The organism is Sphingobacterium sp. SG20118 (assembly GCF_044740685.1).
Classification (GTDB): domain Bacteria; phylum Bacteroidota; class Bacteroidia; order Sphingobacteriales; family Sphingobacteriaceae; genus Sphingobacterium.
This window is the reverse complement of the sequence record NZ_CP172826.1, coordinates 611,047-637,672: the sequence shown is the minus strand read 5'-3', so window position 1 is coordinate 637,672 and position 26,626 is coordinate 611,047. Positions and strand designations below refer to the sequence as shown.

Sequence of the window (26,626 nt, the reverse complement as noted above, 5' to 3'; positions counted from 1 at the left end):
AAAGTACTTTTATGAAACAAGAAGATTTAGTAAAAGAAATAGCAAGTATTCGAAATTTGATGGAAAAATCCAGCAAATTTATCTCCATTAGCGGAATTTCCAGTGTACTCATAGGTACATATGCACTACTCGGATCAGCATATGCTTATTATGAAGTGTATGGTTTTAATAGCCAGATGGGCTATCGGGACCATTATGTCAATGAGCCATTGGTTATAACGAAACTTTTAACAACAGCAACGCTCGTTTTATTAGCTTCTATTTTTACAGGAGTATATATGGCCATAAAAAAAGCCAAAACCACCCGCCAAAGTATCTGGAATACGACAAGTCGCTCCCTATTGTTTGCGATGGCCGTCCCCCTATGTACCGGAGGTCTTTTTGCAATCATATCCATCTTCAAAGAAAACTATGCTATAGTTGCCTCTATCCTATTGATTTTTTATGGTTTAGCACTTACAGCAGGTAGTCATTATACATTTAATGAAATAAAAGGCCTTGGAATTTTAGAAATCGTGCTAGGACTATTAGCTTTGCTTTTCCCTGGTAACGGGATTATCTTTTGGGCTTTGGGATTTGGTGTACTGCACATCATATATGGAATAATCGTTCATAAAAAATACGAATAGTGAATTTCGACTTAACACAATACAATAAAATATTTGAAAATAAAGTCCGCCTCCAAATTATGAGCGTATTGATGGCTAATGACGAATATGATTTTAATTCTTTGAAAGCTATTTTGGATGTTACTGATGGTAACCTCGCTTCTAATTTAAAGACTTTAGAAAAGGAAAGCTACATCGAAGTGTTCAAAACATTCGTTGACAGGAAACCAAACACACGGTATAGAAGGACTATTGCTGGTGAAAGAGCTTTCGAAGATCATTTAAAAGCGCTTGAAAAATTGATCAAACAACAGTACTAATATTTTTTTTACCCATTTACTTTGAAATTCAAAGTACTTTTAAAACAAATAAAATGAATATACGACTAACCATAATGATTGCCTTATACAACTCAAGTCAAAAGATTTACACACAATTATTCAAGCAACATAAACTAGCTTGGAATATTCGCAAAGAAGATTTTTTGAGCTTCCCAAAAGAATCGTTGGGATATCACCTCGGTTTATTTTATCATGAAAAAGGCTTTGATGTTATTCCAAAATTAGAAAATCACGATGTTTTTCATGTCATCACGGATTCTGGTACTGAAATACAAGATGAAGTTGCTATGCAATATTTATTATTGGGCAATGGGAAAATAAGTTTATACCAATTTGCTATGATTGGAATCGGAACCTGCATCTACCCTGAATACTTCAAAATGTACTTAATGGCTTTTTCAAAAGGTAATACCATGCAAAAATTCTATGATTTAGATTTCGAAAATTTATTAAAGATTCCACTGCATGAAATTAAAAGCTCATTAGCATTTGACTTAAAAAAATACCTCAACCATCATAATTTAACAACACTATAAATCCAAAAATCATGGAAACGAATCAAACATCCCTTTTAGACCGTATTGGAACTTCTGTCTTCACTAAACTGATCACAATTGTTATTCTTGTCTTACTACTTCTTATTCCCCTATTCTGGGTCAAAAATCTAATTGAAGAAAGAAAAAATCGCCAATCTGAAGTTAGTGATGAGATTGCCTTTAAATGGGCTGGTCAACAGGTCATTTCAGGCCCTGTTATCGCCATCCCCTATCAGGTTGTAAAAGAAATCGTCACTACTGATAAAAATATCATTTCTACCAAGAATACTTATGTAACACAGTACGTGTACTTGTTACCAAAGACATTAAACATCAACAGTACCATCTCCCCTGAATCGCTAAAAAGAGGTATTTATAAAAGTGTTGTATATAATGCTCAATTAAACCTAAAAGGTTCATTCGATGAAATTGATTTTAATAAATTAGATCTGAATGGAGTTGATCTAGAATGGAAAAATGCTAAGATAATAATTGGTCTAAGTGATCTTAAAGGACTTGGAGCATCTCCCACTCTTGTCTTCAACCAAAAGGATATAGAATTTGAACCCAATATGTCAGTATTGAATCCTTTTGAAAACAATATGATTGCAGCAATTGATCTTTCTACTACAAAAACCACCTTAGGTGATTTTCAGATTAAGTTTAATATCAGAGGTTCACAATCCATCAACTTTCTCCCCCTTGCAAAACAAACGACCATTCAAGCAAAAGGTACTTGGGCAAATCCAAGCTTCAATGGAGCAGTTTTAGCTGACGACCGAAAAATAACAAACAATAGTTTTGAAGCAACTTGGAATATCCCAAGTTTCAACAGGAAGTTTTCTCAGCAGTGGACAGGCGCCGTTGAGAAGTTATATGAAATAAATAACAATTATGCGATCAACGCCCCCATGAATGACGGCTATAATAACCAGACAGAAACCTGCTCCTTCCACGAATAATCATATTGCATCTGAAAAAGATATGATTCAAATCAATTTCTTAGAAGAAGTCAATAATTATCAAAAAACAATGCGGGTAGCCAAATATGGGATACTCATTATTATTTTGACATTTGCAGCACTATTTTTCACAGAAATCATTAAAAAACAACGCATCCACCTCATACAATATATGTTGATTGGTTTTGCTATGGTCCTATTTTATTCGCTACTTCTATCAATTAGTGAACACCTCGGTTTCAATATGGCCTATCTCTTAGCCGCAATAGCAACAATCATCTTAATTGCATCATTCATCAAGTCCATTACTCGAGATATAAAATCAGCCTTTATATTCTCTGGAGTTTTAGGGCTTTTCTATAGTTTCATATTTATCCTGATGCAACTTCGTGATTATTCGCTTATCGTAGGCACTATAGGTATATTTATTATATTAGCTATACTCATGCGACTATCTACAAAAATCAATTGGTATCAATTCGATAAACGATGAGATTAACAACAGAAGGGATCAAGATGTATTTAACATACATCTTGATCCTACTAAAAAAGAAAGTATTATAATAGGAATGGTAGTTTTATCCCCAAATGCCATCAGCTTTCATATATTCTTCAGAAATTGAACATGACCTACATTCTCATCCAATTAATTAACTTGAATTCACGGAAAATCCTTTTCATACCCATCTGATAATGCACGAATAATAATTTCATCTATAGGTAGGTATATGACACATCACTTTATATACTTTGATACAAATGCATTTGAAGGGTAACAAAAAACAGACAGACCAAAGAATCGTATTGGGTTAGATAAGGTAGATTTTTGTATCTTGCATGCTCATATTCGTATTTTTATGAAAAAAAAATCTTTAATAACACTTTCTCTTTTGTTGGGTGCTTCGGCAATAATAGCACAAGAAAAAAAAGAAGCTAAACTTATTCTCAATATGGAAACACCTACAAAAACTCCATTAGATGCTCAGACACTTTGGAAGTTAGGTCGTGTTTCTGCAGAGGGGATTTCAGCAGATGGAAAGACCCTTGTTTATGGTGTCTCGAATTATGCCATGGAAACCAATAGTTCCGAGAAAAATCTCTACACGCTATCTTTGGTAACAGGCACCTCAGCTCCATTAACAAATGAAAAGGGTGCAGAATCTGTTGTGCAGATTACAGAAAATGGTGATATCATTTATTTGTTAAATGGCCAATTGTGGAAAAGGAACCGATACAAAGGCGAAGCCACACAATTGACCAATAATGTTACAGAACTAGAAAATGTAAAACTATCGCCAGATGGAAAGCATATCTTATTCAGTAAATCAGTATTATTAAAAAAGTATCACAGTACCGACAAGTATCCAGATCTTCCAAAATCTGATGCATATGTATTCGATAATCTGGATTATCGTCATTGGGATACCTTCAATGATGGAAAATTTATTCACCCGTTTGTAGCTCCATATGATAATGGCAAACTTGGAGAAGCAATAGATTTATTAAAAGACGAGCCATTTTATAGCCCCCAAATGCCATTTGGAGGTTCTGAAGATTTTGAATGGACACCAGATAGTAAAGGCATCTTATACGTAAGTAAAAAAAGATTTGGAACGGATTATGCCCTTAGTACCAATACCGACATCTATCGCTATGATCTTAAATCGAAAGAAACCATCAACTTAACAGAAGGAATGTCCGGATACGACACCAACCCCACTTATAGTCCGGACGGCAACAAGTTAACCTGGTTAAGCATGAAAACGGATGGTTATGAAGCAGATAAAAATGACATCATCATATTTGATAAATCCTCATCCCAAAGATTAAATTTAACGGCACATTGGGATGGTACGGTAAACTCATTTATGTGGAGTAAGGACAACCGTAAAATTTATTTTGTAGCACCATCCAAAGGTACAGTTCAACTTTTCGAATTAACCATTCCAACCAACTTCAAAAACAAATCCCTAGCTACCATCAAACAAATATCAGAAGGGAACTTCGATATTACAGGTATTGTCGGACAAGTAGATAATCAATTAATTGTTACTTCCACGAAATTCACACGTGCTACTGAAATTTATAAATATGACTTAGCTACGAAAGAATTAACCACTCTAACAACTGTTAACGATAATATGTATGCTAAAATTAGTGATAACAAAGTTGAATCAAGAGTTACAAAAGCCTCAGATGGTGCTGATTTATTTTCTTGGGTAATTTATCCCCCTGATTTTGACCCTACAAAAAAGTACCCCACTATTCTATACTGTGAAGGAGGTCCACAATCTGCTTTAACCCAATTTTATTCATTCCGTTGGAACTTACAGTTAATCGCTTCTCAAGGTTATATTGTTATCGCACCTAACCGTCGTGGTATGCCAGGTTGGGGTGTTAAGTGGAATGAAGCCATATCAAAAGATTGGGGTGGACAACCCATCCGTGATTATCTATCTGCTATAGACGATATCTCCACAGAAAAATACGTAGATACAGCACGCCGCGCCGCTATTGGAGCAAGTTACGGCGGTTACTCAGTTTATATGCTCGCTGGAGTCCATGAAAACAGATTTAAATCATTAATTGCTCACAATGGGCTATTTGATATGAGAAGCTGGTACGGTACAACAGAGGAAATGTTTTTTGCAAATCATGAATTAGGTGGCCCTTATTGGGATAAAGCAAATGAAAAATCATACACAACATTCAATCCATCGGAATATATTGAGAAATGGAATACGCCAATTTTAATCTTTCAAGGTGGTCATGACTATCGTGTACCAATCGGTCAAGGACTTGGAGCTTTCCAAGCAGCGCAATTAAAGAAAATTAAAAGTAGATTAGTTTATCTACCTGACGAAAATCATTGGGTACTCTCTGGTCACAACGCTCAAGTATGGCAAAGAGAATTTTTCGGATGGTTAAAGGAAACCTTATAAAAAATAAAAAGGCTTGATTTGAATCAAGCCTTTTTATTTGCTATTGTTCTCCCTTTTTACCAAAAATGGATAACTTGATATATTTACCCGGTTTTTCTTTTATATCCTTCATCAAATGATCAAGACTTTGTGATGCATTATTCAAATTATCATAAAGCTTATCATCATTGATCAATAAGCCTATTGAACCTTGCCCCTTATTGATCTTATCTACTATCATTTGGAAATCGGTCATGGCAGTATTTGCTTTATCCATCGTCTGTTGGAAATCCAACTTAGCAGCTTTATCTGTAACAGTACCTAAGTTTGACATAATCGTTGTAATTTGATCGCTATTATTTCTAAATGTATTGGTAATAACTTCCAAATTACCCAAAATAACAGATAATCTTTTTCTTTCCGAACCAACAAGTCCTTCTACATCTTTTGTAATGACCTCCACATTTTTTAATGATGTCGAAATACTGTGAATACTTTTCTTAAAATCTGCTTGAAACTGATCGTCCAGTACTGAATTGACCACTGTTAACACAGAATCTAACTTCACGGTAATCGTTTCCACCCTTTTTTGAATAGGTTCTACCTTATCCATGATATTAGCCTGGATACCCGAAGCCAACATATCCCCATCTTTGGCAAACTCTGGACTGTCTCCCATATCAAAAACAATCGCTTTTCCTCCTAACAAATCTGTACTGGATATCCGTGCTACTGTATTTTTAGGCACTTGATATTCGGCGTTGATTTTAAATTGAGTCAAGATACTACCATCAGCTTGCAGCGTCATTTTAGAAACACGACCAATCTGATAACCATTAACCAATACAGGTTTGGAAGCTGTCAAACCATCTACTGATTCATAGGTACTATAATAAGTATTGTCGCTACTAAAAACATCGTTACCTTTTAAAAAACTATAACCTATAAATAATAATGCTACAGCAACTACAGCTAAAATTCCGACCTTGGTCTCGTTTGATACTTTCAAAATAATATTTCCTTAAGATTTTTTAATGAATTCTATTTATCCTTTAAACAAGACAATAGTAAATATGTTTATCGTTCTACACTTTTTTTGAAAGCACTAACCGCATCCACCAAGTTCTGAACAATTTCCTGCTGCCCTTGATCAGATATCATAAAAGCTTCCTCTTCTCGATTGTTCATAAAACCAATTTCTGTTAACACCGCGGGCATTCCTGCTTCTGCTAAAACCGCCAACCCTTGCTCTAAAATACCCCTGCTTACACGGCCAGATTTCACGTACTCTTGCTGCATCAAATTCGCCAATTTGACACTTTTCTCTCGATATTGATTTTTCATCAATGAAAAAATAATGTAGCTTTCTGGATCTTTAGGATCAAAACCTTGATAGTTTTCCTTATAATTTTCTTCTAATAATAAGGAAGCATTCTCACGTATCGCCGCAGCTTGTTCTCCTAATCGATGAGAACCTGATACGATAGTTTCTGTACCTCTAGCAGAACGGCCAGGGGCAGAATTACAATGGATTGAAATAAATATATCCGCCTTAGCAGCATTAGCCATACGAATACGCTTATATAAATCAATAAACTCATCTGTTCTACGCGTATACAATACACGCACACCTGGCAATTGGCGCTCTATTTCCTTTCCCAATTTCAAGGCCACTTCCAATGCCAGATTTTTCTCCAAAGATCGAGACCCCTTTGCTCCTGAATCTTTACCTCCATGCCCCGCATCAATGACAATCGTTCGAATTTGATAAGCCTGCGGCGGAGTAGCACTGGTTAAAACCATTAATAAAAAAATCGCTGGGGCTAAAAAAAATATAAATTTCCGCTTACTACTATTCAAATCTGATTTCATGTATATATTTTATAAATTCTGTAATTTAATAACAAAATGTAATGAGTATTATTGTACAACAAAAGTAGGAAATGTTAATCTCGTTAAAAAACATCACTTTCTATTTGTTTTTGACTAATTTTGTCAAGCTTAGTTTAATATATTTACAAAAATAACATTTGTCTTTAATTTTGAAGTCGTTAACACACATTTTAACAATATTTCTTATTCTTTCGCTAAGTGTTCATGCAGCATTTTCGCAAGGAAAAATTCCAGTAAAGACAACGTCAACGAGTCTAAAAGATTCAGTTTCGGTCAAAGGAAACCCCGACTCCGTTAAAATGACGCGGGACTCTACGCTAATTAACAAAGACAGTACCAAAAATAATGGTGGACTTCAAGCAGAAGTGAGCATTATCGCGCGCGATTCACAGCGTACCGAAGTGGATAAAAACATAAGTCATTTATATAAAGGCGCTAAGGTTAAATATCAAGATTTTGAATTATCTGCAGATTATATCAGACTCGACCGAAATAAAAAACAGATATTTGCTTCAGGTATTTTAGACCACAACGGAAAATACACCGGACGTCCTATTGTCATGATGGGTGGAGAAAGCCCTAAAACGGTAGATTCACTGCTATATGATTACGAGAAACAAGAAGGTAATACTTATGGTATTATGACCGATGTAGAAGGAGGTTTCATCCAAGCGAAAGTAGTTCGTAAAAACCTATACGATGAAATGTCTTTATATCATGGACTTTATAGTACCTGTAATCTGCCTGAACCACATACACACTTTGGTATTTTTCTGAGCAAAGGTATTGTTACTAAAAATCAGATCATAGCCGGGCCTTCCTACCTTGTTTTACAAAACATTCCTTTAAAGTTTATAGGATTCCCTTTCGCCTTTTTCCCAAAACCAGACAAAAGGTCTTCAGGATTTTTATTTCCTTCATTTGGGGAAGATTATACGCGCGGATTTGCTATTCGAGACGCAGGTTGGTATTTAGCATTTAATGATTACTGGGATAGTGAAATACGCGGTAGTATCTATTCAAAAGGATCTTGGGAAGCCTCTGTTAACACGAGGTATATGGTCAATTATAAGTACAACGGTGGCTTTAACATACGTTACGCGTCTACAAAAACAGGCATTGAAGGAACTGATAATTATGGTGCTAACAAAGATTTTAATGTGACCTGGAATCACTCTCAAAGACAGGAAGCTAATCCTGGAACCTCCTTTTCCGCCAATGTGAATTTTGGAACTACATCCTATTTTAGAAATACCGGAGTAAATGGCACCAATAATATTGATGACTTAACTAAAAATAGGATGGGCTCTTCCATTGCGTATGGACGTGTATTTGCAGATGGAAAAGTCAACTTTACTTCAACCATAAGTCATAATCAAGACATGGCGTCAGGTAGTGTACAGTTACAACTTCCTAATTTTAGTTTAAACGTTTCTTCTTTCAATCCTTTTGATTCTAAAGACCGTGTGGATGAACAAAAATGGTATCAACGAATCAATGTCGGTTATAGTTTACAAGGAACAAACACGTTAAACACAGGTGATTCTACTTTATTCTCTAAACAGACCTTAAAAAAATTTACAAACGGCTTTCAACATAATATCCCCATCAGTTTATCTTTAAATGCATTCAAGCATTTCCAGTTCAATACAAGTGTCAACTATACGGAAAGATGGTACCTACAAAGTACCCGTCAAAGGATGGAAAACACGAAAGAAGGATATATTCCTGTAACTGATACAGTGCAAGGATTTAAAAGAGCATACGATTATTCGGTATCAACTGGTTTGTCTACCAAAATTTATGGTAGCTATCCAAAAATGGGTAAAATACAAGCAATAAGACATGTCATCACGCCATCGGTTAATCTAAACTATAGACCCGATTTTTCGGATGCTATGTACGGTTTTTACAAGAATTATATTGATGAATTTGGTATGCTTAACCGTTACTCAATTTTCCAAACCAATGTTTATGGCTCACCTTCTGCAGGAAAATCAATGGGTATTGGCTTCTCGATCGACAATAATATCGAAGCAAAAATAAAAAGTAAATCGGACACGACAGATGGTGGAATTAAGAAAATCCCTTTACTTCAAGGATTGTCCCTGAGTGGAAATTACAATTTTGTAGCAGATTCATTGAAATTATCACCCCTTAATTTTTCAGGTAGAACGGCATTATTCAAAGAAAAGGTAAATATCAACTTCAATGGTACTTTAGACCCTTATGCTATTGACCAAATGGGGCAGCGTTACGACAAATATGTATTTAATGACGGTAAGTTAGCGCGATTAACTAATTTCGGTCTTTCTTTTGATTATAGTTTTAATCCCAAAGCAGCTCAAAATAGGAATAACAATATTGACTCCCTTCGGAACCAAATGGGAGGCAATATGACACCGGAAACAAGCGCAGGCTTTATCACGCATCAGCGCCGATCCGAATGCATTTGTCAATTTTAGTATTCCCTGGAATTTAGCGGGCTCATTTAGCTTTCAATACTCTAAACCGGGTCATACTTCTTCCATTACGAGTACTGTAAATATTCATGGAGACTTTAGTTTAACACCAAAATGGAAAGTTACATTTAACTCCGGATACGACTTAAAAGCGAAAGAAATTACCTTAACACAATTCAATATTTATAGAGACCTTCACTGTTGGGATATCGCAATGGGATGGACACCCTTTGGAAGGTACCAAAGTTACAATGTTACCATCAGGGCTAAATCTTCGATTCTCCAAGATTTAAAACTTTCGAAAAGAAATAGTTCGGGCGGCAGTTATTATTAATAACTGCTTTTTTATTTTTCAATTGTACACCAATTCTTCTAGAAATTTTCATAGCTTATGCTATTTAATATAACAAGGATTTTTAAACATATCTATGAAAGCGCACATCATCACTATAGGAGATGAGATCCTAATTGGTCAAATTGTAGATACCAATTCAGCTTGGATAGCATCCCAACTCCAAAACAACCACATTTCGGTATCACAAATCCGTTCTATATCCGACAAAGAAGGTGAAATTTTAGCAGCATTATCCGAAAGTCATAATCAAGTTGACCTGGTATTTATAACTGGTGGATTAGGTCCCACAAATGACGATATTACAAAACAGACTGCTGCAAAATACTTTAATACCCACCTCCGAAGAGATCAAACAGTCCTTCATCATGTAACGCAATTATTCGAACAACGCGGAAAAAAGATGCTTGATATAAACAAGCAGCAAGCAGATGTTTTAGATGGATGCAAAGTACTATTCAACCAATATGGTACAGCACCAGGGATGTTAATTGAAAAAGAGAAAACTACTTATATCTTTATGCCTGGTGTCCCTTTTGAAATGAAACACTTAATGGGCACACAAATATTACCCCTATTTTCAAACCAAAATAATAACACTTTCCTTTCTCAAGAAAATATTATCATAGGAGGAATCGGAGAATCATATCTTGCCGAAAAAATAGCCGATATCGAATCCGAATTACCGGCATTTATAAAATTGGCTTATCTTCCAACACTAGCATTCGTTCGATTACGACTATCGGGTAGCGGAAGCAATAAAGAGGAGATTGAAAACAATACGAAGCGTTATGCCCAAAAGCTAATAGACAGACTAACTGGTCATGTTATCGCGGATTATGATACATCAATAGAGAATTTTTTGATTAAAAATTCATCCATCTAAAATTAACATTGACAACCGCAGAAAGTTGTACTGGTGGTAGTCTTGCTGCCCTAATAACAGCTGTAGCTGGTTGCAGTGAAATGTATGTAGGTGGAACCGTCCCCTATTCGAACAAACTAAAACAAGAGTTATTAGGTGTTCAAGCAGAGACTTTAGCTCAATTTGGTGCCGTAAGTGAACAAACAGTAATTGAAATGGCTGAAGGCTCCAAAAGTAGATTTGAAACCAACTATGCTATTGCTACAAGCGGTATTGCAGGTCCAGGCGGTGGAACAACAGAAAAGCCTGTCGGTACTGTTTGGATTGCAATTGCAGGTGAACAGGAAACAGTAACTAAAAAATTTCAATTTCAAAATGACCGAGCCACAAATATTGAACGGACGAAACAGTTAGCGCTTTTTATGCTTTGGCAACTTCTTGTCAAAGAACATCAAATAGGTATCAGTTTTTAAAATATTATTCCGTAAAAGTTGATTTATCAAAAATTATATTTTACTTTGTAAAATATAAACCTTAAAATAACTAACTTAGTGTTTAAAAGGATTGCAGTTGAATTATTATGGCATTATATAAATTATTACTTCCTAAAATGGGGGAAAGTGTATCTGAAGCTACTGTAACGAAATGGTTAAAACAACCAGGTGATACCATTAGTGAAGATGAAGCAGTTTTAGAAATCGCAACAGATAAAGTAGACTCTGATGTGCCTTCTCCAGTAAAAGGAATATTAAAGGAACAACTTTTTTCAGTTGACCAAGTTGCACAAGTAGGTGATATAATCGCTATTATCGAAATTGAAAATGGGGAAAATGAAATACCTCAATCAAGTTCGAAACAACCCCAAGATCAAATTGTTGAGAAATTAGAGATCGTTTCAACGGAGGTACAACTTGAAGATAAAGGAATTGAAATACCTGGATTGAATCAAATTCAGCCTACTATTCAAAGTCAACAACCCAACCTCCATAATGGAATCAGGTTCTATTCTCCGTTAGTTAAAAATATAGCTGCTCATGAAGGTTTGAGTCAACAAGAACTAGATCAGGTTATAGGTACTGGCTCGGAAGGCCGTGTCACAAAAGAAGACATTTTAAAGTATGTAGCGAGTAAGGGTGGACAAATCGTTCATACAAGCCCAAATACGCCACATACTACTCCAGCAGCTTCTGTACCTAGTGCCGAAAAAGTTAAATGTTGTAAAGCAACTACAGAAACAGCTCATACCATAAATTCTGGTGGCGATGAAATCATCGAAATGGATAGGATGCGCAAAATCATAGCGGATCACATGGTAAAAAGTGTTCAAACTTCGCCACATGTATGCTCATTCGTAGAGGCTGATGTCACAAATTTGGTCACTTGGCGTACTAAAGCTAAGGAAATTTACAAAAAGAGAGATGGTGAAAACATTACCTTCACTCCTATCTTTATTGAGGCAATTGCCAAGGCATTAAAAGATTTTCCAATGGTTAACATTTCCGTAGATGGAAATCATATTATCAAAAAGAAAAACATCAATATCGGAATGGCTGCAGCATTACCAAACGGAAATTTAATCGTTCCCGTCATAAAAAATGCTGATCAGTTGAGTCTAGTAGGACTTAGTAAGTCGGTCAATGACCTTGCTAACCGTTCCCGTTCAAACAAATTAAAACCAGATGATACACAAGGAGGAACATTTACCTTCACAAATATTGGTGCTTTTGGTAATATTATGGGGACTCCGATCATTAACCAACCACAAGCTGCCATCCTAGCAGTCGGTTCGATTAAGAAGAAACCTGCTGTCATAGAAACAGAGCATGGTGATCTGATTGGTATCAGGCAAATGATGTACCTTTCCCTATCTTATGACCATCGGGTTATAGATGGAGCTTTAGGAGGTACATTTTTGAAACGCGTGGCCGATTATTTAGAAAATTGGGATATCAATCGAGAAATATAAAGTGCGCTATCGCATAAAAAAGCCTTCTTTGAACATTCAAAGAAGGCTTTTTTATGCCGAAAAACAATTGTACTATGAGTTTAAATGCTTTTGAATAACAATTCTATAGCGCCAATATAGTAAAACGGATGATGTCAATAACCCTAAGGTTAAGCCATACCAGATTCCTTCTACCCCCATTCTTAAATGTACTCCCATAAAATATCCACTTGGCAATCCAATTACCCAATAGGCTATAAAAGTAATAAGTGTTGGGATATTTACATCCCCCATTCCTCTTAATACACCAAGTCCGACTACCTGCGTTCCATCAAAAAGTTGAAACAAACCCGCTATAATTAATAAATGTGAAGCAATGGTGACAACTGCCATATCCTTAGTGAAAATAAAAGGTAAGTAATTGTTGAAAATTGCAAAAATAGAGGCTGTTAACAGCATAAATACCAAAACCAATTGATAAGATGAAATCGCGAAACGCTGCAAACGGAAATAATTTTTATTACCAAAACTATTTCCAGTTTTAATGGTTGCAGCTGCTGCAATACCACTTGCCATCATATAAGTCATCGCTGCGAGTTGAATCGCAACTTGATGCGAGGCCTGTTCAACAGCCCCAATAGTCCCAGCTATAAGTGCAGCACCAGCAAATGCACCAATTTCAAAAACATATTGCATAGCCACTGGTGTACCTATCTTAAGTATTTTACCGACACGAATGGTATCCACGGCCCATATACTAAACTTACTGATATAGGGCTTAAAATAAGAAGATCTCATCACATAAAATAACATGACTACCATCATCATGACACGATCGATTAAAGTACTATATCCAACTCCACTTACACCCATTGGCTTTATACCAAACATCCCATTGACAAAAATAATAGCCAAAATGATATTCAGCAGATTACCCCAAATGGTAATATTCATGGCTTGCTTTGTAAAACCCAGACCCTCAGCAAATTGTTTAAAGGCACTGAAAATCATTAATGGAACAATAGAGAGGCTTAAAATAAGCAAATAAGGTTTTGCTTCCTTCACAACTGCTGGATCTTGATCTAAATGATCAATAGCTAACATGGATCCAAAATATACAAGACAAAATAAAAGAATGCCTGCCAGCGCATTAATCCAAATACTATTAGACAATAATTTAGCACACTCCTCTTTATTACCCCGTCCATTCTCTTGCGCAATCAAGGGTGTGATCCCATAAGCAATTCCTAAACCAATAACCATGACAATCATAAAGACCGAATTGACCAATGATACCGCAGCTAAAGGGATGGTGCCAGCAAAGTGACCGACAATAACACTATCAGCCATATGAACCATAGTGTGTCCAAGTTGAGAAATTACAACTGGCCCAGCCAATATAAATGTACTCCAATAATAAGGCTTATAAGATTTTAATCGCTTCAACATATTTCCTGCTACTTAATTAGAAAAGATTGCAAAAGTACGAGATTTTTATCAATCTTACATTTCTTATCTATGAATAAACCAAAATGAAATTATCAAATTTGCCTACAAGATTTTTACAATCGAATTGTTAATATTTCTTGAAACACTATTTCATTTTTAAAATATTGCTGTAACTTAGCATTTATAATTTATTAAAAAGATAGTAAGATGTACAGTCAAATATTTGCATTTCTTAACATAGGAACATCAGAAATGATGTTGATTTTGGTAATCGCTCTTTTATTATTTGGTGGTAAAAAGCTTCCAGAATTAGCCCGAGGCCTAGGTCGTGGGATAAGAGAATTTAAGGATGCCTCAGAAGGCATTAAAAGAGAAATCTCAGATCAAATTAATAATTTCGAAAAAGATATAGATTTAAAAATTGAGGAAAATCCTTTAGCAGAAGCACAAGCTGCAGAGCAAAAGGTAAAAGAAGAAGCTGAAAACACGGAGGAATCAGAAAAAAAGACTCCACAGTTAACAGCGCCTGAAGGTACGATGCAATATAATCGTCAGCCTGAATATGGCGAAGAACCTAATCATTTTCAGTATGGTTATTCCGATCATTTTGCTGAAAAAGAGCAAACTACATCCTCAGAAGAAAACCCAACAACTTCTGTAGAAAAAACAACTCCAGATATAGCTAAGAATCCTTCGGAACCTTCTAAAGAAGCATAGATTTAAAGCGAGTATTATCAATAAGATATTGTCGAATAAAGCTGTTGGATTATCTCCAACAGCTTTCTATTTTAATACATATTACATTCCCTATTTATGGCACATGAAATTATAGTCTCGAAGGAATTAGCAATAAGCGAAAAACAGGTACGAACAACGATTGCGTTATTAGACGAAGGTGCTACTGTCCCTTTCATCTCTCGCTATAGAAAAGAGATGACTGGTAGTTTGGATGAGGTACAAATTACAACGATTCGCGATCGTATGCAGCAATTACGCGACTTGCTAAAAAGGAAGGATGCTATTTTAAAATCCATTTCAGAACAAGGAAAACTAACTGCAGAGCTGGAACTTAAAATTCAAACGGTGGAGACAATGGCAAATTTGGAAGATATTTATCTTCCGTATAAGCCAAAACGTAAAACACGTGCTAGCATTGCGCGTGAAAAAGGCCTTCAACCGCTTGCCGACATTTTATTAGCACAAAAGTCTACAGATTTTAATACGTTAGCAAACGATCTAGTAGATGAAGAGAAGGGCGTGAAATCAGTGGAAGAAGCACTTTCAGGAGCAAGAGATATTATTGCTGAAACGATCGCTGAAAATGCAGAAGTAAGAGATAAGACACGTAAGGTATTCTTAGAAAAAGGTCAATTCGTATCGCGCGTAGTTCCAGGTAAAGAGGAAGCAGCAATAAAATATAAAGATTATTACGAATGGTCCGAATCACTAAGAAATGCGCCATCTCATCGCGTATTAGCGATGCGTCGTGGGGAGAAAGAAGAACTCCTTTACTTAGATATTGAAGTTTCGGAAGAATTGGTTATCCCTGCTATTGAACAGGTATATATAGTAGCGAAAAATGATGCCGCTACACAGGTTCGTTTAGCATTATTAGATAGTTATAAACGTTTATTAAAACCTTCCATGGAAACGGAAATCCGGGTCTTAACACGTCAGAAAGCAGACGAAGAAGCGATTAAAGTATTTGCTGATAATGTACGCCAATTACTTCTTTCTGCTCCCTTAGGACAAAAACGAATCTTAGCAATCGACCCGGGCTTTAGAACAGGCTGCAAAACTGTAGTATTAGATCAACAGGGTGCATTATTAGAAAATACGGCAATCTTTCCACACAGTGGTTCTGGAGGTCTAGCAGAGGCAACACGAACGATTCCTTTTTTAGTAAAAAAATACGATATCGAAGCTATTGCCATTGGTAATGGAACTGCAGGTCGAGAGACAGAAGAGTTTATTCGTAAACTTAATTTAGAGCATGCCACTATCGTCATGGTCAACGAGAGCGGTGCATCCATTTACTCTGCTTCAGAAACTGCAAGAGAAGAATTTCCCGATCAAGACATCACAGTCCGCGGCGCTGTTTCAATAGGGAGACGATTGATGGATCCCCTTGCAGAATTAGTTAAAATCGATGCAAAATCAATAGGTGTTGGACAATATCAACATGATGTAGATCAAAACAAACTGCAAACATCTCTTGACGACACGGTCATGAGTTGTGTCAACAATGTTGGTGTTGAGTTGAATACAGCTTCAAAACAAATCCTAGCTTATGTATCTGGTTTAGGTCCTGCTTTGGCACAATCCATTATCAACTATAGAAAGGAAAATGGTCCATTTAAGTCACGTCGTGAATTGAAAAAGGTTCCTCGTTTAGGAGAAAAAGCATTTGAGCAGGCAGCAGGTTTTTTAAGAATCCGAAATGCTGAAAATCCACTAGACGCTTCAGCAGTACATCCTGAACGCTATAAATTGGTCGAACAAATGGCAAAGGATTTAGCAACCAGTGTCCAAGACTTACTGAAAGATTCAGAGTTAAGAAAAACGATACCTTTAAAAAACTACATCACAGATGAAGTTGGTCTTCCGACTCTCAATGACATCATCGCTGAATTGGCGAAGCCTGGATTGGATCCGCGTGAAAAATTCGAAGCCTTTTCCTTTACAGATGGGGTAAATGCTGTTTCAGACCTACGAGTGGGAATGAAATTGCCAGGCATAATTACCAATATCACCAATTTTGGTGCTTTTGTTGACATTGGTGTTCACCAAGATGGTCTTGTACACTTAAGTCAACTGTCAAATCGTTTTATTTCAGACCCACATGAGGTCGTAAAAGTACAGCAACATGTGGAAGTTACAGTGACTGAAATCGACGAAAAAAGAAATCGCATAGGTCTTTCCATGAAGACTAACGAAGTTCCCTCATCCCCAAAACCTAAAAGGGAAATGAAGAACTTCAACAATAAAGATAAGAAAGAAAAAGAACCAGTAACAGATATGGCCTCTAAATTGGCTGCACTGGCAAGTAAATTTAAATAAACAAAAGGGTGATTATTAAATAATCACCCTTTTTTATGGCAAAATTAATTATTTTAGAATCATGTTAACATTCGAAAAATTTTCATCCTCTACAGCTATGGCTCTCCCTCCTGCTGAGCTATCGGTATGGTTAGAATCCTTATGGTGGGATAAAAAAGGAGATTGGCAAAAAGCCCATGATCTTATCGATCATCTACAGGATTCTAAATCTGCACATATTCATGCATACCTCCATCGTAAAGAAAAAGACCTATGGAATGCACAATATTGGTATAACCGTGCAAAAAAAACTGAATTTAAAGGTTCCTTAGATGAAGAATGGGAACAATTGGTCCGCACTTACCTCTACTAACATCAATAAAAAGGGGGAACTTCAAATATTTAAGCAAATCCATACATTGAGAACTTTACCTATAATTTGAAATACCCCCTTTAGCTATATAGCCTGATTTTGAAATTAATATCCTGGATTTTGAACTAATTTGTTGTTTCTATTGATTTCATCACGATGAATAGAAATAAAATACATTTTATCAAGCCAGTTTCTATTTTCAATACCTGGAGCTATGGTATTCACCTTATATGAATAGGTGTAATTACCTGTATTGTATTGATAAAGACTTACTTTTTTCCCTGTATTTAAAGACCCAAAGACACTAATATAAGTCACTGGTCTTCCGACCGTTTCTTTCGCTATCATCCAACGACGGGTATCAAAAAAGCGATGTTCTTCATACGCTAATTCTACACGTCTTTCATTACGGTATCTCGCTTTTAAATCTTGTCCCGATTCCGTCTTAGGAATAGCTGGCATACCTGCTCTGAAGCGTATTTTATTGAGCCAATTGCGAGCTTCATCATTTTCTCCCAATTCAATACAAGCCTCTACATAATTGAGCACGACCTCCGTATAACGAAGTATTGGCCACGGTATACGCTGTCTAGAGTTTTGATCTATGATCGTGGGATCCCCATCAACAAACTTGCGCATATAATAGCCCATATAACTACCATTCCAATCTTCCACCGGAGAATTACGGGTATCCAATCCATATTGAATCACTTTAACCCCCTTCTCATTTAACACTTCATACTGTCCTGTTTGGATTTGATTTGCAGGATCTCTTTCCTTCACGTCATCAGTCCTAGGTTTCCAATTTGCACCATCATAGAGGATGGAAGCACTTAATCTTGGATCACGATTGGCATAAATATTCGAGGAGTGTGATGGCTTATTCCAATCAAATTTCTCACCTGACAACATCTCGTAATCATCAACTAAAAGTTGTGTTGGGGTGTTACCGGACCAGTTATGGTAGCCATTAGGACCATTATTTCGTCCTACATAAGCGCCACCTTCATCTTTTAAATCATTAAAAAAGCGACCGAGAATTAAATCGCGTTTAGCATCAATTTCACTCACCTTTGACTTTCCTCCCATAGCTAAAGCAATGTAGTTTGCCTTTCCTTCTGCTGCCGTTACGCTATCTAATAAATCTAGTTTATAAGCCAAAGCGGTTTGATCTAATACGACTTTTGCCGCAGCTTTAGCTTTTTGCCATCTCTCCACACGGCTACCAGAAACATAGCCTAGATACTCCGAATTACCATATGCAGCAATGGTTGGAGACTTTCCTTTTGCTGTGGGTACATCATGGAGGTCAGATGCAGCATAGGTTAATACGCGCGCTTTTAATGCTTGCGCCGCCGCTTGGCTTGTGCGCCCTTCAACCTTAACCGCATCTTGCAACAGCGCTGCTGCCTCGTCACAATCTTTTACGATAAAATCTACACATTCTTCATAAGTATTTCGTGCAGCTGTGAAATCCGTATCTTCTAACAAATAAATTTTTGTAATCAGTGGAATTGCTCCATAAAAACGTAACAATTGTTGATAATAATAGGCTCTTAAGAAATAAGCTTCTCCCAACATTTGCTTAGCCTGCGTTGCATTACTAAACTTAGGCTCTTTTAAATTCTCAATAGCTGTATTTGCAGCTCGAATATACTTGTACATATTTCCATACTCGTAAGAATCTACAATCCAGCCCTGATCTGTTGGCGTTGACCTACTTTCTGTAATCGTGTTGATTCCTCTTCCCGGGTGTGTAAACATAGACTCGTCAGATAAAGAGGCTAACATTTGTTCATTAAAACCACCTTGTCCAAACCCATTATACAAATCATTTACAAATGCCTGTGCTAATCCTGCATCTGCCCAGACCAATTCTTTAGGTGCTTCGTTAAGAGGCTTCGTATTTACAAAATCATCATTACAGCTTGTAAATAAGCCCGTAAATAATAATGCCGAAATAGGTATATAAAATAATTTTATTGTTTTCATAATAATAGCGAATTAGAAAGATAAAAGTATGCCCGTGTTGATTAATCGTGCTTGCGGATAATATTGTCCTATAGCATTCGTCGATTCAGGATCGTACATTTTCAATTTAGACCAGGTCAATAAGTTCATACCACTTGCATAGACTCTAAAACTTGAAATACCTAAGCGTTCCGTAAGTTTTGAACTTAAATTATAACCAATCTCCACATTTTTTAAACGGAGATAATTATTAGAATGCATCCAATAAGAGTTACCACTAGAATAGTACTGATCTGATCGGTCTGCAATACGTGGGTGTATACTACTCGGATTATCTATAGTCCATCTATTTTCGTAAAACTCATGTAGGTAGTTTCCAATTGCACCAGATTCATCTGTACCGACTCTAACCTCGCCTCCTGTAGCTCCTTGAAATAATACGGATAAATCAAAATTCTTATAACGAAGTCCCAGATTCAAACCTCCTTGAAATGTAGGACTTGAATTTTTATCTGACCGTACACGATCATCACCTGTAATTTTACCATCACCGTCATAATCCTTGTATTTCATATCCCCAGGTCTGAGGTTTTTATTAATATCGGAATAATCGAGGGTATTGGCATCAATTTCCGCTTGGTTCTTAAATATGCCATCATATTGATAATACAGTTGAGAATTTATTACACGACCTGTTGATTTTTGCCAATCTGGGGCTCCAGGAGCTTCATCCCAAAAGATAATTTTATTTTTAGCATAACCTCCATTAATGGAAGCACTGTAACCCCAATCTCCTTTTTGATCGCGATATCCTAAATTAAACTCCCAACCTTTATTATCAACCTTCCCAATATTTTCAGCTGGCAATTTCATACCTGTGCTTTGTGGTATCGAAGCATTTCTTAACCACAGAATAGAATTTCTACTATTTTTAAAGACATCAAATTCAAAATTTATTTTACCACCAAGAAATTGTGCGTCAATTCCGAAGTTGTAATTATTAGATACCTCCCAAGTAATAAATTTATTAGGCACGCGACTCTCTGAAAGCGTTTTTACAACTTCATCACCAATCACATAAGATCCAAAACCATAAGTAGAAAAATATTGATATTCTTTAAGTACACCATCATACTCGACGTTATCATTTCCCATCTGACCATATGATGCTCGAACTTTGAAATAATTAATTGCTTTTATATTGTCTTTCCAAAATGTTTCTTCTGAAGCTACCCAACCTAACATTGCTCCAGGAAAAAATCCATAACGTGTATTTTCTGGGAACATATACGAACCGTCATACCGCCATAGTAATTCTGCAATATACTTAGATTTATAATTGTAATTAAAACGACCAAAATAATTTAATCTGGCACGCTCCCAAGCAGAACCATCATTATTCTTTTCCACATCCCCACCAGCAAATAGATAATCAATATTATCGGATAAGAAATACCTACGATATGCTGAAAAATTATCATTTTGAATGGTTTCTCTGTTCACCCCTGCCAATACGTTAAAAGTATGGTCACCAATAACTTTATCATAAGTCAGCACACCGCCCAATAAAATATTTAGCTGATCTTCATCAGATTGATTAAGTCTTGGGTCCGCAGGTCCACGTTTACCAGGAACCAATTGTGGAGTCACTCCATCGGCCTCATAGGCACCTTGCCAAGTATAAAGGTACCAAGGTGTTTCCCAACGTTTGATCTTTTTTATATACTTGTCGACCGCTGCATTTCCAGAAAACTTAAGTCCTTCAACCCATGGAATCGTGATATCGATTTGACCATTAGTTTGAAAGTAATATCGCTTATCGCGCTCATAACCAGTCTCATTAGTCGTAATTACAACTGGATTTTCACCGTACTCGATATCCGGTCCAGGCTTACCATTTGGCCAGTAAGCAGGTTCAGTCGGATTCCCGCGCATTAACATTCTAAAGATAGTTCCTGACGACTTAGTTGGGAAACTACGATTTTCCTGACGCCCTAAGACTCCAAATTTGGTGGTAATGTATTTGCTGATTTTTGCATCCAAATTAATTCTCAGATCATATTGCTTGTAACCTGTTGCTGATTTTTTATAAAAAGCATCTTGATTTTGATACCCAATTGAAGTTAAATATTTAACATTCTCGTTACCACCTGAGATCTGCAGATTATGCTTTTCTTGAGGTGACCAATCTTTTAAGGTCTCACCATACCAATCTGTATTTGGATGCCCCCATGGATCACTTCCATCTTTTAAGAGTCGGATATCCTCTGGTGTAAAAGGTGCAGAAATAGTCGTTTTATCCGGTCGGATATAGTTCCCTGTTGTATTAAATGCATTTTGTGCATCAGCCCATTCTGAAACATTGAGTTTATAGATCTCCAACTCATTTCGCATTTCAGCATATTCAGCTGCATCTGCCAGCTTTGGAATAACAGTAGGTTGCGAAAATCCTTTATTAAAATTGTAAGATAATTTAGGTTTCCCCTCTGCTCCTCGTTTAGTTGTAACAAGAATGACACCATTTGCAGCCCGAGCTCCATAAATAGCTGCAGAAGCATCTTTTAAGATAGAGATGTTATCAATATCAGCTGGGTTTAAGCGTTCAAAACCACCTTCACGTGCAGGAATTCCATCAATAACAATAAGAGGACTTGAGTTTCCTAAGGTATTGGTTCCACGTATACGAATGCTAGACCCATCATATCCTGGCTCTGCAGAGCCATTCGTAGCAATAACCCCTGGTACACGTCCTGCTAACGAGTTAGAAACATTTAAGGCGGGTGATTTTGATAGCTCAGTACCTTTTACAGAAACAACGGATCCTGTCACAGTTTCTTTTTTCTGAACGCCATACCCAACCACCACGACCTCATCTAAATTTGAATTAGAATTTGCTAAGCTTACCATGATACGGGTTCTCCCCTTTACATCTTCATCCGTTGATGTCATACCAACCATTCGGAAACTTATCTTCCCATTACTAGGAACATTTGCTAACACATACTCCCCCTGTTGGTTAGTCTTTGCAGCAATAGTGGTACCGATTACCGAAACGGTCACTCCAGCTATTGGAGAGCCATCATCAGAGTTGGTAACAATACCCTGAACAGAGATTTTCTCTTGTGCTAACATCATAAGGGTTCCTCCCTTAGCATTTGCAAGCACCGGAGATTGGCAAATCGTAGATAAAGAGACTATTGCTCCCATCCAAAAAGCCTTTTTCCAATGACATTGACTTAAATTAAGATTACTCATAATTTCTAGGTTTGGTTTAAAAATAATTGATAACTAAATAAAAGCACAGACAGCCGAAATAGGTCATACTATATAACAATAGACTGTATATGTCTTTGATTCAATGGTTTAAATTGGTGATGTATACATAACACTAAGATTGTATTATGTACACAATCTAAGATAAATGAAATTGTCTGAATCCAAAAAAGAAAATATAAAACCTTAGAAATAATAAAGCAACTACTTGATATTCAATTAAATAATTAAAAGGAAACTTAAATCAATTGTATCATAGCGGTTACGATAACAGTTATTAACATTTTTATGTTAATAACTGTTGCAAATTGTGTAGAATTCAAAAACGAAAGTCGTATTATGGTTACTATATCCTAATATTAACGAGTTACTTAAATTACACCTTAGCATAAATTAAATAAACATATACTCTTCTTTAAAATGTGGAATACTTATTTCACAAAAAATAATTACACATTAAAACAACGTATTATTCACTCATAAACAACAAGTTATATAATACATGTTTTAAAATAATTATTAACATAGTGTATAATTAATGTGGATAACTATCAGAGTCACTTATACAGTTTTCCACATTATGGATTCACATTGTGGAAAACCAAAACCGGTTTATAACAAACGAATTGTAATACAAGCATATAACCTGCATTACATCTTTAACTATAGACTGCCGATATATTCATCTCATATAAATTATCCACAAAAAAAGAGCTATTCATAGGTGAACAGCTCTTTTTTAATATAATATAAGGTAAATTTAAGCGAATAGGTCTGAGCTTAAATAACGATCACCGCGATCACAAGCAATGAACACAATCACACCCTCCTCAATCTCATTCGCTATTTTTAAGGCAGCAGCAAATGCTCCTCCAGTACTCATCCCAGCAAAAACACCTTCTTTTTTGACTAATGCGCGCGCCATCTCAGTAGATTCTTTTTGTGAAATATCAATAATACGGTCGACACGAGAAGGATCAAATATTTTAGGTAAATACTCTTCTGGCCAACGACGTATGCCAGGAATTGAAGATTCCGCTGTTGGTTGACAACCCACAATCTGAATGACAGGGTTTCTATCTTTCAAATAAATGGAATTCCCCATAATGGTACCAGTTGTACCCATTGCGCTCACAAAGTGGGTAATCTTCCCCTCAGTGTCACGCCAAATTTCGGGACCTGTAGTCTTAATATGCGCTTGGTAATTATCAGGATTAGCAAATTGATTCAAGATAAAATAACCTTCAGAAGCAGCCTTCTCTTCGGCATAATCACGACATATTTCCATGGTGTCCAATAAAGTAACCTCTGCACCAAATGCTTCCATGGTAAGCGTTCGTTCCCGGGTTGACGTTATTGGCATCACTAATTCCAAATGCAGTCCATACATTCCAGCAATCATTGCTAATGCAATTCCAGTATTACCACTTGTTGCTTCAATTAATTTGGTGTTTTTTGTAATTTCACCTCTTTCCATTGCCGATCGAATCATATTCAATGCAGCTCGGTCTTTTACACTACCAGCAGGATTATTCCCCTCCATTTTAGCATAAATTTTCACATTTTTATTGGCGTGGAATTTTGTAATTTCAACCAATGGTGTATTTCCAATTGTATCAATGATATTTCCCATATTTAGATTAAAGGTTTGGAATCTATAAATTTAGCATTTGCTTGGTGATAAACGGTGGTATAGGGTTCGACTGAATTAGTCAACCAAACATTTCCACCGATTATTGAATGATGCCCTACGATAGTCTCTCCCCCCAATATCGTTGCTCCTGCATAAATAATCGTATGATCTTCAATTGTAGGGTGCCTTTTCACATCAGATAAGATTTTCTCCACACTTAATGCCCCTAGTGTGACCCCCTGATACAGTTTTACATAATTACCGATAACGCAAGTCTCCCCAACCACTAAGCCTGTACCATGATCGATATACAAATGGTGTCCAATGGTCGCTCCAGGATGAATATCGATACCTGTCTTCGAATGTGCGTGTTCCGTTAAAATTCGTGGAATTAAGGGGACTCCAAGTCGATAAAGACTATTTGCTATCCTAAAGATACTAACGGCAAAAAAGCCGGGATATGTTCTAATTACTTCCCGCTGATTCTTTGCTGCTGGATCGCCCGAAATCAAAGCATCGGCATCCGAGCACATCAATTCATAGAGTTGGGGTAAAGATTGAAAAAAACTATGGGCAACTCGATAATGATCGCATGCTTCACAAGCCTTAGATTTACTCAACAACTGTTCCAGTTCGATTTCAGCTTGTTGAAAAGCAAGTTGCACTCCTTCTACAGATTTTATACTTCCAGCATTACGCTCCGGAAACAACAAGTCTAGGATACCAACTGCCCAACCCGAAATTTTTTTATTGGAGGGCATCTCAAATACCTCTAATTGTTTTTGATAAATATGTTCGTAAAAATTACTCATGGGCTTCATCCCTATTTAAATATGACAACACAAATATACTATACTTATATGATAGACAAAACAGACAATTATAAAACTAACTTTTCAAAAAGTAACTGTAGTGTTACTGCTGGATCATTGCATAATCCTGGATGAACTGGAGAACATTGAATAACCGTACTACGATTTGCAGTCAACCATCGAAAACGTTCGGTGAGATCCAGTGTTGCCAATTTTCCACCATCTTTGTCACCAACACAAATTTTCACAAAAGATTCCAAGTGTTTCCGAATCATCTCCAAATCAACATCCGGACATAACAAATGGGCACGTGTTTCATCGATATGGAACAATACATTTGCAAAACGATTTTTTCGACAATAAAGTGCTACGCCAACATTAATAAATTCTTCCCGTTCCACACGTGGCACCAAACGTACCACAGCATACTCATATAATGTTTTTTCTGGCATCTTCAATTTGGTTTAAAAAATAATCAGCATGTGATAACCGCTTCATAAAAAATGACACATAAACATCGCGCGCTTCAGCGGCCGTTAAATCCCTAGATTCATCGTGAAGCCATTCATCAGGCACAATAGCTACAATATCCCGAATAACCTCCTCTGTAAATCGTGAACGGTAGTATTTGTCTACTGCTCCAACTTGATCAGCAAACCTTAATAACACATGGTCCTTAATTTGAACAAAAGGTTTCAATGCCTGTTCTTCCCAATTATCCCAACTATGATGAAAATATAAAGAAGCACCATGATCAATTAACCATAACTCTTTATGCCAAATTAGCATGTTCGTATTCCGAACAGTCCGATCCACATTCATCAACAGCGCATCCAACCATACGATTCGAGAAGCTTCTTCACCACCGATCTTGTCTACATTTGCATCAAATGTAATCGCGCCATTTAAAAAGTGAACACCTAGATTTTTACCAACACTAAACTTTAGTAAATCTTGAATTTCCTCATCAGGTTCTGTCCGACCAAATGACTCATCCAAATCGGCAAAAACTAGTTCAGGCATCCTGAGTTTGAGAATACGAGCCAATTCTCCACCGATCAACTCTGCAATTAGCGCTTTTCTTCCTTGGCCAGCCCCTCTAAACTTTATCACGTAATTAAAGCCATCATCGGCATCTACCAAAGCCGGCAAAGAAACCACCTTCACGAAAAGGCTGTATATACCGGGTGA

22 protein-coding genes are annotated in these 26,626 nt (G+C 36.5%); 13 read left to right on the top strand and 9 right to left on the bottom strand.

What is annotated here, in order from left to right; all coding sequences use genetic code 11:
* Positions 1-11: 11 nt before the first annotated feature.
* From ACFX5U_RS02995 to ACFX5U_RS02970, 6 genes are all read left to right on the top strand, one after another.
* Positions 12-629 (top strand): hypothetical protein, encoded by a 618-nt coding sequence (locus ACFX5U_RS02995; protein WP_280570535.1) that lies wholly within the window; start codon positions 12-14, stop codon positions 627-629.
* Positions 629-928, top strand: coding sequence for a transcriptional regulator (locus ACFX5U_RS02990; protein ID WP_280570537.1), 300 nt, complete (start codon positions 629-631; stop codon positions 926-928). Before ACFX5U_RS02995 ends, ACFX5U_RS02990 begins: the two co-directional genes overlap by 1 nt.
* A gap of 53 nt (positions 929-981) precedes the next feature.
* A complete protein-coding gene (locus ACFX5U_RS02985; RefSeq protein WP_400262458.1) occupies positions 982-1,485 on the top strand; it encodes a Coq4 family protein in 504 nt (167 codons plus the stop codon).
* An 11-nt stretch (positions 1,486-1,496) separates the two neighbouring features.
* Positions 1,497-2,447 (top strand): inner membrane CreD family protein, encoded by a 951-nt coding sequence (locus ACFX5U_RS02980; RefSeq protein ID WP_400262457.1) that lies wholly within the window; start codon positions 1,497-1,499, stop codon positions 2,445-2,447.
* A complete protein-coding gene (locus tag ACFX5U_RS02975; protein WP_400262456.1) occupies positions 2,401-2,940 on the top strand; it encodes an inner membrane CreD family protein in 540 nt (179 codons plus the stop codon). Before ACFX5U_RS02980 ends, ACFX5U_RS02975 begins: the two co-directional genes overlap by 47 nt.
* 364 nt (positions 2,941-3,304) lie before the next feature.
* A complete protein-coding gene (locus ACFX5U_RS02970) occupies positions 3,305-5,389 on the top strand; it encodes a S9 family peptidase (protein WP_400262455.1) in 2,085 nt (694 codons plus the stop codon).
* Positions 5,390-5,429: 40 nt separating this feature from the next.
* Here the strand turns inward: ACFX5U_RS02970 and ACFX5U_RS02965 are convergent, their stop codons facing one another.
* Both ACFX5U_RS02965 and ACFX5U_RS02960 read right to left on the bottom strand, forming a co-directional pair.
* Positions 5,430-6,377, bottom strand: coding sequence for an MlaD family protein (locus ACFX5U_RS02965; protein ID WP_038696125.1), 948 nt, complete (start codon positions 6,375-6,377; stop codon positions 5,430-5,432).
* A 68-nt stretch (positions 6,378-6,445) separates the two neighbouring features.
* Positions 6,446-7,240, bottom strand: coding sequence for an N-acetylmuramoyl-L-alanine amidase (locus tag ACFX5U_RS02960; protein ID WP_400262454.1), 795 nt, complete (start codon positions 7,238-7,240; stop codon positions 6,446-6,448).
* A gap of 170 nt (positions 7,241-7,410) precedes the next feature.
* Between ACFX5U_RS02960 and ACFX5U_RS02955 the strand changes: the two genes are divergently transcribed.
* The 4 genes from ACFX5U_RS02955 (at position 7,411) to ACFX5U_RS02940 (ending at position 12,906) form a co-directional block, all read left to right on the top strand.
* Positions 7,411-9,726: a putative LPS assembly protein LptD gene (locus ACFX5U_RS02955; RefSeq protein ID WP_400262453.1), complete on the top strand. Its 2,316-nt coding sequence runs from the start codon at positions 7,411-7,413 to the stop codon at positions 9,724-9,726.
* Between the two features lie 425 nt (positions 9,727-10,151).
* Entirely contained in the window at positions 10,152-10,961 is an 810-nt protein-coding gene (locus ACFX5U_RS02950; protein WP_400262452.1) for a competence/damage-inducible protein A, read from the top strand.
* A gap of 8 nt (positions 10,962-10,969) precedes the next feature.
* Positions 10,970-11,413 carry a CinA family protein gene (locus tag ACFX5U_RS02945; RefSeq protein WP_400262451.1) on the top strand — a complete coding sequence of 148 codons (444 nt, stop codon included), beginning with the start codon at positions 10,970-10,972 and terminating at the stop codon, positions 11,411-11,413.
* 107 nt (positions 11,414-11,520) lie between these two features.
* A complete protein-coding gene (locus ACFX5U_RS02940; protein ID WP_400262450.1) occupies positions 11,521-12,906 on the top strand; it encodes a dihydrolipoamide acetyltransferase family protein in 1,386 nt (461 codons plus the stop codon).
* Positions 12,907-12,978: 72 nt separating this feature from the next.
* Here ACFX5U_RS02940 and ACFX5U_RS02935 read toward each other — a convergent pair whose 3' ends face one another.
* Positions 12,979-14,334, bottom strand: a complete 1,356-nt coding sequence (locus ACFX5U_RS02935; RefSeq protein WP_038696119.1) for an MATE family efflux transporter — start codon at positions 14,332-14,334, stop codon at positions 12,979-12,981.
* 207 nt (positions 14,335-14,541) lie between these two features.
* Here ACFX5U_RS02935 and ACFX5U_RS02930 point away from each other — a divergent pair, with 207 nt between their 5' ends.
* From ACFX5U_RS02930 to ACFX5U_RS02920, 3 genes are all read left to right on the top strand, one after another.
* The gene (locus tag ACFX5U_RS02930; RefSeq protein WP_081918300.1) at positions 14,542-15,051 is read left to right on the top strand and encodes a twin-arginine translocase TatA/TatE family subunit; all 510 of its coding nucleotides are present in this window, start codon (positions 14,542-14,544) and stop codon (positions 15,049-15,051) included.
* A 96-nt stretch (positions 15,052-15,147) separates the two neighbouring features.
* Positions 15,148-17,394 carry a Tex family protein gene (locus tag ACFX5U_RS02925; RefSeq protein WP_400262449.1) on the top strand — a complete coding sequence of 749 codons (2,247 nt, stop codon included), beginning with the start codon at positions 15,148-15,150 and terminating at the stop codon, positions 17,392-17,394.
* Positions 17,395-17,455: 61 nt separating this feature from the next.
* Positions 17,456-17,746, top strand: coding sequence for a hypothetical protein (locus ACFX5U_RS02920; protein WP_051959756.1), 291 nt, complete (start codon positions 17,456-17,458; stop codon positions 17,744-17,746).
* Positions 17,747-17,851: 105 nt separating this feature from the next.
* Here ACFX5U_RS02920 and ACFX5U_RS02915 read toward each other — a convergent pair whose 3' ends face one another.
* The 6 genes from ACFX5U_RS02915 to ACFX5U_RS02890 all read right to left on the bottom strand — a co-directional run bounded on the left by ACFX5U_RS02915 (position 17,852) and on the right by ACFX5U_RS02890 (position 26,602).
* Complete coding sequence (locus tag ACFX5U_RS02915; protein WP_400262448.1) at positions 17,852-19,738, bottom strand: RagB/SusD family nutrient uptake outer membrane protein; 1,887 nt, start codon at positions 19,736-19,738, stop codon at positions 17,852-17,854.
* 12 nt (positions 19,739-19,750) lie between these two features.
* Entirely contained in the window at positions 19,751-22,972 is a 3,222-nt protein-coding gene (locus ACFX5U_RS02910; protein WP_400262447.1) for a SusC/RagA family TonB-linked outer membrane protein, read from the bottom strand.
* A 778-nt stretch (positions 22,973-23,750) separates the two neighbouring features.
* On the bottom strand, positions 23,751-24,623 hold the full coding sequence (gene cysM, locus ACFX5U_RS02905) for a cysteine synthase CysM (protein ID WP_400262446.1): 873 nt from the start codon (positions 24,621-24,623) through the stop codon (positions 23,751-23,753).
* Between the two features lie 2 nt (positions 24,624-24,625).
* Positions 24,626-25,435: a serine O-acetyltransferase gene (locus ACFX5U_RS02900; RefSeq protein ID WP_400262445.1), complete on the bottom strand. Its 810-nt coding sequence runs from the start codon at positions 25,433-25,435 to the stop codon at positions 24,626-24,628.
* 68 nt (positions 25,436-25,503) lie between these two features.
* Positions 25,504-25,887, bottom strand: coding sequence for a DUF3037 domain-containing protein (locus ACFX5U_RS02895; protein ID WP_038696109.1), 384 nt, complete (start codon positions 25,885-25,887; stop codon positions 25,504-25,506).
* Positions 25,865-26,602 carry a HipA family kinase gene (locus tag ACFX5U_RS02890; protein WP_400262444.1) on the bottom strand — a complete coding sequence of 246 codons (738 nt, stop codon included), beginning with the start codon at positions 26,600-26,602 and terminating at the stop codon, positions 25,865-25,867. Before ACFX5U_RS02890 ends, ACFX5U_RS02895 begins: the two co-directional genes overlap by 23 nt.
* Positions 26,603-26,626: the final 24 nt, after the last annotated feature.